The 12,154-nt window shown below is 53.0% G+C and carries 13 protein-coding genes and 1 pseudogene; 7 read left to right on the top strand and 7 right to left on the bottom strand.

Features of this window, described 5'->3' with window-relative positions; genetic code table 11:
• Positions 1-200: 200 nt before the first annotated feature.
• Positions 201-1,151 carry a M23 family metallopeptidase gene (locus tag HCG48_RS05380; RefSeq protein WP_375339329.1) on the top strand — a complete coding sequence of 317 codons (951 nt, stop codon included), beginning with the start codon at positions 201-203 and terminating at the stop codon, positions 1,149-1,151.
• 148 nt (positions 1,152-1,299) lie between these two features.
• Positions 1,300-1,857, top strand: a complete 558-nt coding sequence (locus tag HCG48_RS05385; RefSeq protein ID WP_168568226.1) for a late competence development ComFB family protein — start codon at positions 1,300-1,302, stop codon at positions 1,855-1,857.
• 121 nt (positions 1,858-1,978) lie between these two features.
• Here the strand turns inward: HCG48_RS05385 and HCG48_RS05390 are convergent, their stop codons facing one another.
• Complete coding sequence (locus tag HCG48_RS05390; protein ID WP_168568227.1) at positions 1,979-2,431, bottom strand: ATP-binding protein; 453 nt, start codon at positions 2,429-2,431, stop codon at positions 1,979-1,981.
• 103 nt (positions 2,432-2,534) lie between these two features.
• Here HCG48_RS05390 and HCG48_RS05395 point away from each other — a divergent pair, with 103 nt between their 5' ends.
• Complete coding sequence (locus tag HCG48_RS05395; protein WP_168568228.1) at positions 2,535-2,873, top strand: hypothetical protein; 339 nt, start codon at positions 2,535-2,537, stop codon at positions 2,871-2,873.
• A gap of 25 nt (positions 2,874-2,898) precedes the next feature.
• Positions 2,899-4,065: a PP2C family protein-serine/threonine phosphatase gene (locus HCG48_RS05400; RefSeq protein ID WP_168568229.1), complete on the top strand. Its 1,167-nt coding sequence runs from the start codon at positions 2,899-2,901 to the stop codon at positions 4,063-4,065.
• Between the two features lie 95 nt (positions 4,066-4,160).
• Here HCG48_RS05400 and HCG48_RS26790 read toward each other — a convergent pair.
• Together HCG48_RS26790 and HCG48_RS05410 are read right to left on the bottom strand one after the other, a co-directional pair.
• Positions 4,161-5,196: pseudogene (locus HCG48_RS26790) on the bottom strand (RNA-guided endonuclease InsQ/TnpB family protein).
• A gap of 259 nt (positions 5,197-5,455) precedes the next feature.
• The gene (locus tag HCG48_RS05410; RefSeq protein WP_168568230.1) at positions 5,456-5,794 is read right to left on the bottom strand and encodes an STAS domain-containing protein; all 339 of its coding nucleotides are present in this window, start codon (positions 5,792-5,794) and stop codon (positions 5,456-5,458) included.
• A gap of 260 nt (positions 5,795-6,054) precedes the next feature.
• Here HCG48_RS05410 and HCG48_RS05415 point away from each other — a divergent pair, with 260 nt between their 5' ends.
• Both HCG48_RS05415 and HCG48_RS05420 read left to right on the top strand, forming a co-directional pair.
• Positions 6,055-7,128 (top strand): DUF3474 domain-containing protein, encoded by a 1,074-nt coding sequence (locus HCG48_RS05415; RefSeq protein ID WP_168568231.1) that lies wholly within the window; start codon positions 6,055-6,057, stop codon positions 7,126-7,128.
• A gap of 143 nt (positions 7,129-7,271) precedes the next feature.
• The gene (locus HCG48_RS05420) at positions 7,272-7,610 is read left to right on the top strand and encodes a P-II family nitrogen regulator (RefSeq protein ID WP_168568232.1); all 339 of its coding nucleotides are present in this window, start codon (positions 7,272-7,274) and stop codon (positions 7,608-7,610) included.
• A 117-nt stretch (positions 7,611-7,727) separates the two neighbouring features.
• On the opposite strand, the gene rdgB is transcribed toward HCG48_RS05420, so the two are convergent.
• The 3 genes from rdgB to HCG48_RS26415 form a co-directional block, all read right to left on the bottom strand.
• Complete coding sequence (rdgB, locus tag HCG48_RS05425) at positions 7,728-8,339, bottom strand: RdgB/HAM1 family non-canonical purine NTP pyrophosphatase (RefSeq protein WP_168568233.1); 612 nt, start codon at positions 8,337-8,339, stop codon at positions 7,728-7,730.
• A gap of 83 nt (positions 8,340-8,422) precedes the next feature.
• Entirely contained in the window at positions 8,423-9,898 is a 1,476-nt protein-coding gene (locus HCG48_RS05430; RefSeq protein WP_168568234.1) for a phosphoglucomutase/phosphomannomutase family protein, read from the bottom strand.
• A gap of 34 nt (positions 9,899-9,932) precedes the next feature.
• Positions 9,933-10,058, bottom strand: coding sequence for a hypothetical protein (locus HCG48_RS26415; protein ID WP_281362081.1), 126 nt, complete (start codon positions 10,056-10,058; stop codon positions 9,933-9,935).
• A gap of 289 nt (positions 10,059-10,347) precedes the next feature.
• Here HCG48_RS26415 and HCG48_RS05435 point away from each other — a divergent pair, with 289 nt between their 5' ends.
• The gene (locus tag HCG48_RS05435; protein WP_168568235.1) at positions 10,348-11,496 is read left to right on the top strand and encodes a calcium-binding protein; all 1,149 of its coding nucleotides are present in this window, start codon (positions 10,348-10,350) and stop codon (positions 11,494-11,496) included.
• Between the two features lie 86 nt (positions 11,497-11,582).
• Here the strand turns inward: HCG48_RS05435 and HCG48_RS05440 are convergent, their stop codons facing one another.
• Positions 11,583-11,948: a hypothetical protein gene (locus HCG48_RS05440; RefSeq protein WP_168568236.1), complete on the bottom strand. Its 366-nt coding sequence runs from the start codon at positions 11,946-11,948 to the stop codon at positions 11,583-11,585.
• Positions 11,949-12,154 lie beyond the last annotated feature (206 nt).

Consider the following 12,154-nt stretch of genomic DNA (forward strand, 5'->3'; position numbering starts at 1 on the left):
GGTGGACGAGACTGGGAAGGCACGCGATCGTCCTGACCGAAAACGGGTAGGTTGAGAGTAAAATAATAGGTTTGATATTTGTTAAATTTTCAAAGCCCCCTCAACAGGCGTGGGCTGGGGTGCAACCACTCGATTCATATGGAAACTGAACGTAGCGATCGTCAGTCTCTCTAGCAAAAGAAAAAGGCAGTTTTTTACCGATGATCATTCCTGTGCATGGGTTGAATGCGATCGCCGAGGAACGAGGGATGTCCCTCGTCTCGGGATGGGTACGACAGGTCAAGTCGTCCTGGGACGCTTTGCTCGGGCGCTCTTTACTGTCGGGGATTTCTGTAGTGGTCGCGTTAGGCTTACCTGCGCAAGCCCTACAAGTCGAAATCAAACCGGAAAATCCCCAATTGGGGGATACCCTCTCGATCGTGGTCGAGAACGATCCGGGGGAAACGGAAGCGCCGACCGTCGAGATCGGGTCGCAAACTTATCCCGTATTTGCTATTGGCGGCAACCGCTTTCGCGCCTTGTTCCCGACGACCCCTTTAGACGAGCCGGGACGGCAGGTGGTGCGCGTTACGGGGGGTGAAGAAGTCCAAAACCTGGCGGTCTGGGTGGGCGATCGCTCCTTCCCCACCCAATCGATTTGGCTGCCGCCAGATAAAGAAGACCTCCAAGGGACCGATTACGAATTCGATCGCGTCGATGAGTTCAAAGAACTGGTGACGCCGCAAAAATTCTGGAACGGACCGTTCCTGCGCCCGAACAACGGCGTCGTCACCACGATTTTCGGGGTTCGGCGTTATTATAACGGGGTCTTTGCCGAAGATTACTACCATCGTGGGGTAGACTATGGCGGAGCGTCTGGGTCGGCGGTCGTCGCTCCGGCGGGGGGACGCATCGCCCTGGTCGGTCGCGAAGCCGACGGCTTTGAGATTCACGGCAACACGGTCGGAATCGACCACGGTCAGGGAGTCCTCAGTATTTTGATTCATCTGAGCCGGATCGATGTCAAAGAAGGCGATATGGTTAAAGCAGGTCAGATTGTCGGTGGAGTCGGCTCGACTGGCGCATCGACCGGACCGCATTTACATTGGGGATTGTACGTCCACGGTCGAGCGGTCGATCCGGTGCCGTGGCGCTTTGAAGGGTTCGAGTAAATGGCGATCGCCGCGCTCCTAGCGGCGGGACTGACCTCTTTGAGGAACCTTATTTTTCTCGATTTTGATTTATTTTAGGGCGGTTTGTAAGGCAAAATCATTGCAGGATTGCCCGTTGAAGAAAGTGCCGTGGAGCAGTAGAGGCATTATGAGTATCGAAAAAATCGTCGAACAGGCACTGCAGGATGGTTATCTAACCCCCGCGATGGAAGCCGAAGTGGGACGAATTTGTAACACTGCATCGGAGTTGTCGATCGAAGAGTACATGGCGCTCGATCGCCTGATGGGAGCGCTGTTGACTGGGGAGGTGGTGGTTCTCCCGCGCAAACAATTCATCAATGTGATGGAGGAGTTGGTGTTGTCGGAGGCGATCGCCCGGGTGGCAGAAATTGAGGCGACCAGCGATCGCACCCTCGATGTGGGGGATATCGCCGCCTACGGACTCAACCGCCTGCCCCCCCTTTATGCGACCACCGAAGAAGGGGCGAACTACCAGCGATCGCGCGCCAAGGAGGAGTTACAAACCCTGATTACCCAAAGAGTGGAAGAGGCGATCGCCCGCTATCTCGACCGACCGGATTTTTTCCCGGAACGAGTCGCCTTGGGCAAAAGTTCGGGCAAGGAAGTCCTCTCTCAGGTCAGTTCCTTACTCCAAGCTTACGCCCCCAATTACGAAAGCCAACCCAATCCCCAAAATCCCAGTTAGTTCGCCCTTGTCGCGGTGGTCGGTTCCGGTGGCGACGCCCAAATTCGCCCTGCGGTGGAGTCTCTCCACCGCCTCGGATCCGCCCCCGTTACGAGTGCGTCGCGATCCCGGTGGAGGCAGCTTAGAGGTACTTGATCCAATGCAAACAGTTGCCGCCATCCTCAGTGCGCCTGTACTCCAGGCGATCGCCAATCCGATCCATCAGGTAAAGCCCGCGCCCCCGTTCCGCTTCCGGGTCGATTTCCTGGCACTCGCGTTCGATCGCCGTCGGCAAGTCGAAGGGGTCGCCGCGATCGAAAATCCTCAATTCTAAGCATTGAGAACTGACCGCGACTTCGATCTCGATTTCGACCTGTGGGGGAAGGTGTTTGTGGGCGTGACGGACCGCATTCGTAAACCCTTCGGCTAAAACTAACTGGCACTGCATCCAGGTGGGCTGAGCCAGGGGAGGTCCGTTAAAACGCTCGAACCACTTTAACAGGTCGGGAAGTAGGGTTAAATCGGTTTTGACCGTAATCCGTTGACAATCAGGAACTTGCAATTCAACCGCAACCTTATCAATGAGGGACACCATTTCAGCCGTTGCTGACGTGACTCCGGGGATCTCGGTGCGTTTCCCGCGTCATTTCGCCAACCGTTGACTCACCCCAGAAACTAACTGCAACCCTGGACTCTTCGTGCGCTTCGCGTCCGATCTGCTCGAACCCACTGGGAGAAGAAACTTCGAGAACCATGCATCGGCGAGTCTCCTCCCGACTCGGCGCGATCGCCCGCCGTACTCTCGTCACCTGCTCGAAGAAAAAATAAACCTCTCTATTTTAGCTACATTTTTTCTCACGCCACTCAGGGCGATCTACCCCCAGAATCTCCCCCGACTGCTGGCCGATATCCTCCAAACAGACGATCTCGACCTTGAAGCACGGGAGCGAACAGACCCCGACCTCCTCACCGCCGTAGAACGGACGTTAATTCCTAAAAGGTATGTCCCGAGCGGAGTCAAAGGGACGGGGTTTTAGACCCGTTTTTTCGATCGGATCGCGAATGATGAACATTTTAGTCATTGACGACGACTCAACGATCCGCTTGGTTTTGAGCAAAAGTCTCACCAAACAAGGATATCAAGTCGCCTTGGCCTCCAATGGCCTCCAAGGTATCGAATTGGCCCGACAGTTGCGCCCCGCCCTGATAATTTGCGATTGGATGATGCCCGGTCTCGACGGCTTGCAGGTCTGCCGCCAGATCAAAGCGATGCCGGAGTTATCCACCACCTTTTTCATCCTGCTGACGGCTCGCGACACCCCCGAGGATCGCATTTTAGGCTTGGATACCGGGGCCGACGAATTTCTCTCCAAACCAATTCACATTCAGGAACTCAAAGCCCGCGTTCGAGCCGGACTTCGCATCCACCAACTGACACAAGATTTGCACCTCACCAATCGGGAGTTAGAACACGAACGCCTCGAAGCGGCTCAATACCTGCAATCCCTGCTTCCGGTACAGGTGGAAACGCCGATTAAAATTGCCAGCCGTTTTTTACCATCGCGACAACTCGGCGGCGATTGTTTTGATTATTATTGGCTCGATCGCGATTGCCTCGCCCTCTATTTGCTCGACGTGTCCGGTCACGGCTTGGGAGCCACGTTACCCGCCCTGTCGGTTCTCCAGTGGATGCGATCGCGCAATGACAAAGACCGGACTCATCGACCCCACCAACCCCTCGATCTCGCCGAACCCGCCCGGGTCTTGGACGCCTTAAATCAGGCATTCGAGATGGAACACTATCAAGATAAATACTTTACGATCTGGTACGGCATCTATCATCGAACCCGGCGTCAATTAGTCTATGCCAGTGCCGGACATCCCCCCGCCTTATTATTGGCACCGGAGGGCGACCCAGCAGGATCGGTGCGACGCTTGCACACCCCCGGATTGCCCATCGGCATGTTTGCCGACGCCCGATACGAGCAGGACTGTTGCGCGATCGCCCCGGGTAGCACCTTATACCTGTTCAGTGACGGCGCTTACGAACTCCACCGCGAGAACGGGACGCGCTGGAGTTTAGAAGAATTCGTGAAACTGTTAGTCGAATTACGCCAGCACGAGAGCGCCGATCTCGATACCCTCTTACACCGATTGCGCCACATCGAAACGCAAGCGATTTTCGATGACGATCTGTCCATCTTGCAGCTCGACTTTCTCGAAGAGTAAATCCAGATTCCCCGCTCTCTAAAACTTACTCAAACTTAATCATTTGATGTTTAGTTCCTAGCTTGGATCTTCGGAGACCTTTCCATCACGCTTGCTTACACGGCTGAGCTCTCCGCGTTTTCTAGATTAATTGCCGCATTTAAGTCACGATCTATGGAGACGTGACAGTTCGGACAATCATACTGTCTTCGGTCCAGGCGCATTTTTTGTCGGTGTCCGCAGCTAGAACAGATCTGCGAACTGGGATACCACGGGTCAATCAATGTTAATTTGCTCCCGTACCACTCGCATTTATACTCAAGCTGACGACGGAACTGATCAAACCCACCATCCGCGATCGCACCAGCCAGCTTGTGATTTTTGAGCATTCCTGACACATTTAAGTCTTCAATTTTTACTTCGCCGTGGTTCTTGGCTAAGTAAGTTGTTAACTTGTGTAAATGGTCGGCTCTAATCTCGGCGATGCGTCTGTGGGCTTTAGCTAATTTGACTTTAGTTTTTTCTCGGTTTTTACCTCCTTTTTGACGGCGGCTTAATTCTTTCTGGAGTTTGGCTAGTTTTTTCTTGGCCTGACGATAAGCTTTCGGATTGGGATAGGTTTTACTATCGCTCAGGGTGGCCTTTTAATTCCTAGATCTACCCCAATCCGCTCTCCATCCCCCCAACCCCCCTTTCAAAGGGGGGTTGGGGGGATGGTTCAAAATCAATTTTGAAGGCAATATACCAGTCCCCTGCTCGTTTACTTATGGTGACGTTTTTAGGACGGACTGGTGGTAACTGTTCGTGGCTTCTTACCCAACCGATCCGAGGTAGCTTTACCCAATCACCGGAAATTTTAATGCTTCCTTCCAGGTAAAAACTCTCTTTGACATTCTTTTTCTTAAACTTGGGGAAACCTGTTCCGTTGACTTGCCCAACTCGCTTAAACGCTTGATTGAGGTGACGCAACGCTTCTTGAGGGCTACATTTTGAGACTTCATAGTACCAAGGATTCTGACTTTTTACCTCGGCGACTAATCTTTTGTGTAAGTCTATGGCGGTTGGCAGTTTGCCTCCGGCTTCTGATATTTCCTTACAGGTAGCGAGTCCCCAATTCCAAGCGTGTCGAGCTACTCCTGCATGTTTCGCCATCAGCGTTCGTTGTCGGTTATTTAAGTCTAGCTTGGTCTTAAAGCTTTTCACTCACTTTTTAACTCCTCAACCCTCTTTTTGTTCGGCTCACTTCAGCTACCATAAAGACGAGCAGAAAACAATGGAGATGGTGAATCCACGATTTTTGCGGCTTCGGCCATTCTAAACTTACTCAAATCGTTATGATATGCATAAAAGTGAGTAAATTTAAGAAACTTTAGGTAGAAATTTAAACCCTATTTTTAACCCCAGCTTCCAGCTAGGCGAAGGGGCGATCGAGAGCATCTTGCCTGAAACGTTCCTCATTCTCGTAAATTTTAAACACCCGATCCATACTCGTCAAATCGAACAACATCCTGACTTGATCGTTGATCGAACAGATAAACAACGCCCCTCCCGAATTTCTCACCATTTTGAGTGCGGAGACCAAGGCCCCCAACCCCGAACTATCAATAAACGCCACCTGTTCGAGATTGACCAGCACAATTTCGGTCTCCTTCTCCAGACAATGGGCGATCTCTCGCCGGAGTTGACTGGCTTGAGTGGCGTCTAAAATTCCCGTAGGTCGGATCACTTCAAAATTTGCGGGAGAACTCATGGTGGTTTCAGCAAGTGATGGAGGGCAGTCTATAGGCAGTCTATAGATGACGAGCTGACGCTCTCACCCGGCTCGTCGCCAGTCCGGAGCGCAAGCCGCACGGTCTAAGAGGGAATCGGGGCTTCATTCCTTATTATGCCTTCTGGCTCGGCACGGGGGGAAGCGACAGAAAATTTTGACTTTCGGGCAAAGCCTATGTACCGTTAGATCTCGGTACAGTCGAACGCGAAATTTATTCTTTTCCTCCAAAGCAAATTCACGTGCAAGTCAATACATACGAGTTTACAGAAAATCTCAAGCCCGAAACCGCCTCGGAAAGTGCCGATCTGCCTTTCACCCTCGCACAGTTGAAAGCTGCAATTCCGAGTGATTGTTTCGAGCCTTCGACCTGGCGCTCTCTGAGCTACTTTTTCTTGGATATCGGGGCGATCGCGGGATTGTACGCGATCGCCCATACCGTTGACTCTTGGTTTTTTTGGCCGATCTTCTGGCTGGCGCAAGGAACCTTATTCTGGGCTTTATTTGTCGTCGGACACGATTGCGGTCACCGTTCGTTCTCCCGCCATTTGTGGGTCAACGACCTGTTCGGACATTTAGCCCATACCCCGATTCTGGTCCCCTTCCACGGTTGGCGGATCAGTCACCGCACTCATCATAAAAATACGGGCAGTCTGGAAAATGACGAAAGTTGGTATCCCATCAGCGAAAGCCAGTACCAGCAAATGAGTTGGCTGGAAAAATTCGCCCGTTTCCAGATGGTTCCCTTTCTTTATCCTTTGTATCTTTTCAAGCGATCGCCCGGGAAAAAAGGGTCTCACTTCAATCCGAGCAGTCCCTTATTTCGGCCTTCGGAGAAAGGACAAATTCTCACCAGTACCGTTTGTTGGATTGCCATGGTCGGCTTACTCGCCGTCTTGACCTACCAGTGGGGCTGGCTGTGGTTGCTCAAATACTACCTCGGCCCTTACGTAGTATTTGTCGTGTGGCTTGATTTAGTCACCTTCTTACACCACACCGATCCCGAAATTCCCTGGTATCGCAGTGACGAGTGGACTTTCCTCAAAGGGGCGCTGTCGAGCATCGATCGCAGCTACGGGTTCATCGACCCGATCCACCACAATATCGGCACCCACGTCGCCCACCACATCTTTCTGAGTATGCCCCACTACCACCTGAAGCGGGCGACCGAAGCGATTAAACCGATTTTGGGCGACTATTACCGTCATTCCGACGAGTCGATCCTCAAAGCCTTCTGGAAGTCGTACCGCCGTTGTTATTTCGTTCCCGATACGGGCAAGGTCGTTTACTACCAAGCCCCGAACACAGCGAAGTAAATCCACGGTTCGATCGCGGGGGGGGCGATCGAAAATTTGGTATCAAAAGCTACAAAAAACTCTCGCTAGCCAGTGATACTAGGGTACGATGCGATTGAACGCGATTTCCTAGTAGTTTTACAAGAGCCAGAGGAGTAACGAGCTTGAAAAAAGTAGAAGCGATTATCCGTCCGTTCAAATTGGATGAAGTCAAAATTGCCCTCGTTAACGCCGGGGTCGTAGGGATGACGGTTTCGGAAGTGCGCGGCTTCGGTCGGCAAAAAGGTCAAACCGAACGTTATCGCGGTTCGGAATATACCGTCGAATTCCTCCAAAAACTGAAAGTCGAAATCGTGATCGATGACGACCAAGTAGATATGGTGGTGGATAAAATTGTCTCTGCTGCCCGAACTGGAGAAATCGGCGACGGCAAAATCTTCGTCAGCCCCGTCAATGAGATTATCCGGATTCGGACGGGGGAAAAGGACGAAGAAGCCATCTAAACCGTCCGACGGCAAGAACGCGCCAAAGACAAAAGCAAGGTCGCGTTTTGCTCTTGTCTTTGGTTGGCGAGTTGCCAGCTTCACATCCCACTCGATCGAATCAGAGAGTGGGATTTTTCATGGGGTGGAATGCTCCAAACGGGCGAGTTGGGGAATCAAGGCGGCGAAAGCTTGGCCCCGATGGCTGATGCGCTGTTTGACCTCGGGAGACATTTCGGCGAAGGTCAGACGCTGTTCGGGAACGTAAAAAATGGGGTCGTAGCCGAAGCCGTTGTTTCCGCGCGGGCGGTGGATGATGCGACCGGGACAAATGCCTTCGGTTTGGAGGGCGATCGCCCCGTCGGGACGGGCGATCGCGATCGCGCAGACGAACTGCGCCTCGCGATCTAACTCATTCCCCAACTCGAACAGCAAGCGTTCGATCCGTTCCGCATCGGTGGCGCCGTAACGGGCGGAAAAAATCCCCGGGGCGCCGTCGAGGGCGTCTACTTCCAACCCGGAATCGTCGGCGATCGCCCACTGTCCGGTAGCGCGGGCGACTTCCGACGCTTTCAAACAAGCATTTTCCATAAACGTCTCCCCCGTTTCTTCGACCTCCAAACTGTCCGGTTTGAGCTGCAATTCCCAACCGAGATCGGCGAGGTAAACTTGCATCTCTTCGAGCTTGCCCGGGTTTCCCGTGGCGACTACCATGATTTTCGAGGGATTGACTTCGATTGGCGAATTCATCGTGTAAATCGGCGCGTTATTTCGACAATGGACGATATAGATTTTCCGTTAGCGAAGCGACGCCGGAGGCGTTTTTTCTAACTTTAAAATCGATTGGCCCAATCTTTCGCCCAAGATAGGGTTTGACGGACGCGATCGAGGGTGGGGGCTTCGCAGTAGAGCCGCAAGACGGGTTCGGTTCCGCTAAAGCGAATCAGCAGCCAACTGCTATCGGCGAGCCGGAATTTGTAGCCGTCGATGCTGAGACAATCGACCACGGACTGTCCGGCGATTTCGCGGAGGGGTTGGGATCGCAACTGCTCTAAGAGGCGATCGCGCACGTCCATGCTCGTCAGGGGCAAGTCTACGCGATCGTAAGCGAAATGATAGTCTACGCGGTCTTGGAGTTGGCGGTAAAGGACGCCTAAATCGGTTTTGGCTTCGACGAGGGCTTCGAGCAGGTACAGGGCCGAGAGCAAGCCGTCGCGTTCGGGAACGTGGGTGCCGTAACCGATACCGCCGGACTCTTCGCCGCCGATCGCCACCCGATTTTCTAACATGCGATCGGCGATGTATTTAAAGCCGATCGGGGTTTCCATGACGGGCAACTCGTATAATTTGGCCACGCGGGGGATCAGGTCGGAACCACTCACGGTTTTGATCGCCGACCCGGTGATCTGGCGGCGTCCGGCGATATGTTCGATCAGGATCGGGATCAGGATTTGGGAACTGAGGAAGTTACCGTCGCCGTCCACGGCGGCGATCCGATCGCCGTCCCCGTCGAAGACGAAACCGACGGCGAGGCGATCGCGATGTTGGCGGCGGTGGCTGCGGATGGCGCGAAACAGGTGCGACAGATAGCGCGGTAAGGGTTCCGGGGCGCCGCCGTCGAATAAGGGGTCGCGATTGCCGTTAAGTTCGCACACCGGGGCGTCGAGGATCCGACCCAGACCGTCGGTGGTGGCGCCGTGCATGACATCGACGAACACGGTCAGTTCTTCCCGGGCGATCGCCTCGCGAATTTTCTCAATTTGGACTTTTTCGCGCAGCATGGCGCAGTAGTCCGGCCAAATATCGAAGGTTTCGAGTTTTCCCGGTTCCACCGTTTCCGGCGATCGCGCTCCCATCTGCTGGGATTGCAACAGCGCCTCGATTTGCCCGGTGACTTCCGGCGGCACCGAACCGCCAAAGGATCCCTTGACTTTCAAGCCCAAATAAGAGCCGGGATTGTGGCTCGCCGTCATGACGATCGCGCCGAGGGCGTTGCGTTCTTTCGCCATCCAGCTAAACGCCGGAGTCGGGGCGTAGGTTTGTGACAGCAACACGTCAAATCCCGCCCGACGCACGGACTCCGCCGCTTCCCGGGCGAAATCTTCCGCCATAAAACGGCGATCGTAGCCCACAATTACCGTGGAATTCGCCGCCGTCTTCCCATAAACCTGTTGCAGAACCCGAGCGGCCAAGGGCGCCACTAAAGCCACCCGCTCGAATGTAAAGTCCGCCGCAATTTCGCCGCGCCAGCCGTCGGTTCCAAACTTAATCGGTTGGGAGTCCGCCCTAGAAGAACCTCGAATGCTCATCAGCGATTTACCTCTAAAAATAAAGATTTTAAACTTACGTTGCCGGAGAGTTCGGCGTTAGCGCAGCGACACCGAAGGCGTGTCGCCCCGCCGTCACCGACGCCAATTCTGCCTCGCTGTTTTTGGCGATCGCTACCGAGGAAAGCCAAGAAGATTTCACCGCTAAACCAAAAAGAATCCTTCGCCTTTTTTGAGCGATCGTCCCCTCGAATGAAATCCCTTTTTCTTCCTCGGGAGAAACTGAAACTTCCAGGGTATTTCCTCTGAGAAATTGGCAGTCGTAGCAAATTTCCAGTTCCCGGCGAGTCAGCCTTTCAAGAACCCTCCCCAGTTTAAAACAAAAATTGCTACTCTTAATCCGGCGAGGGCGATCGCTAAAATCATTCGACCTCGTGAGTATACTTGAGGAACTCATAGCTTGTTGTCAATTAAGGAGAAATCTATCCACAATGGCTAATTTAGTGGGTGACGACCAAGGAAACACGATCTTGGGAACCGAAGAATCCGATCTAATTTTCGGACTCGGCGGTTCCGATACCATCGACGCTTCCCTCGGGGACAATACCATCAACGGCAACCTCGGTCCCGATCAAATTAGAGGTGGTCAAGGGGACGATTGCATCAGAGGCGGTCAGGGAAATGACCTCATTTTTGCAGGAGACGGGAGCGATACTCTATTCGGCGATCTCGACAACGACACCTTATATGGAGAACGGGGAAACGACTTAATTTTTGGCAATCCCGGACGGGATTTCCTCTTTGGCGGGAGCGATAACGATACCCTCGTCGGCGGTGCAGATGACGATACCGTACTCGGGGAAGACGGGGACGACCTGATCTTTGGCGAAACCAACGACGATTTATTGTTCGGTAATGACGGACGCGATTTCCTCTTCGGTCAACAAGGCGCGGACAGTTTGTATGGAGGACGTAGCGACGATACGCTCTTCGGCGAAGATGGTAACGATCTCGTCTGGGGAGATTTGGGGAATGACTTGTTAAATGGCAACGTCGATAACGACACCCTACGAGGCGGAGACGGGGACGACACTCTCTATGGGGGTCGTAACGACGACAGCTTACTCGGAGGAACGGGGAGCGATTGGCTCGTCGGCGATAAAGGGTCCGACACCCTGACGGGAGGAACGGGAACGGATTATTTTATGTTGCAAGTCAATTCGGGGATCGATTTAATTACCGATTACAGTGGTTCGGAAGACTTTCTCGCCTTAGAAGAAGGGTTGAATTTTGACGATTTGAATATCGTACAAATCGAGAATATCGGACCGGATAATAGTTTGATTCAGAGTACGGTGATTCAGTTAATTGATAGCGAGAAAGTGATTGCGATCTTGCAAGGGGTCGAAGCGGCCAACTTCACGGGAGCCGATTTTGTCGATAGTGCCGGAGAGCCAATTTCGATCGGACGACCGAGTGACGGGTCGGAGAACGGGTTCGATATTACGGAGGGCATGGGTTCGACGGATTCGACGACGGATTCGACGACGGATTCCACGGACAGTGCGAGTACGGTGGACAGCTCGAACGGTTCCAGTGACGGGTCGAGTTCTTCAATCGATTTGGGTTCGTTGATTTAAGTGGAGTGAAAATGGGGGCAAGGGAGAGACTTGCCGATTTTCGATCGCCCGAAAAAGCTGGGGGCGATCGCCCAAATTCATCGGATTTAACCGTCAGAGTCGAAGGTTAAATCTTTGGGAGAGATGGCGGGTTCTCGGGTTAGTTCCTCGACCATCTCTTCTGGTAATTTTTGCAAGATCCATTCGAGTTTTCGGCGATAAATATAAGGCCAGCCCCCGTTGTTTTCGATATCTCTTAAGAGCGCGTAGAGAGCTTGACGGTTGTCCGGTAAAGAGTCGAGAAAGAGATTTTCACAAATTTCGCGATGGAGATTTTCTAAAGAGCGTAATAACTCTAGAAGGACGAGGGCATCGCCCTGATGCTGTTCGGCCAAATCGTGCAGAGCGTTGATGAGGGCGGGTAATTGTTGTTGTAACTGTTGTAAGTCCGATGAAGGGGTAGTGCCGTTCATGACATTCGATCCTGTGAATTATCGAGTGGAGATGGTCTGCGATCGCGCGGCGGCTCCCCTGAGTGGAGTTAAAGCTCGGGATCGCCCCAGAAGGTAGGGATCGACCCTTCCCCGGGAGAGGAAGCGGCACGTCGCAGAGAAAATCGTCCCTGGCATTTTAGCGTTAGAAGTTTGCCCGGGGAAATCAATAAAGGGCTTGAAATGAC

Source organism: Oxynema aestuarii AP17 (genome assembly GCF_012295525.1).
Lineage (GTDB): Bacteria > Cyanobacteriota > Cyanobacteriia > Cyanobacteriales > Laspinemataceae > Oxynema > Oxynema aestuarii.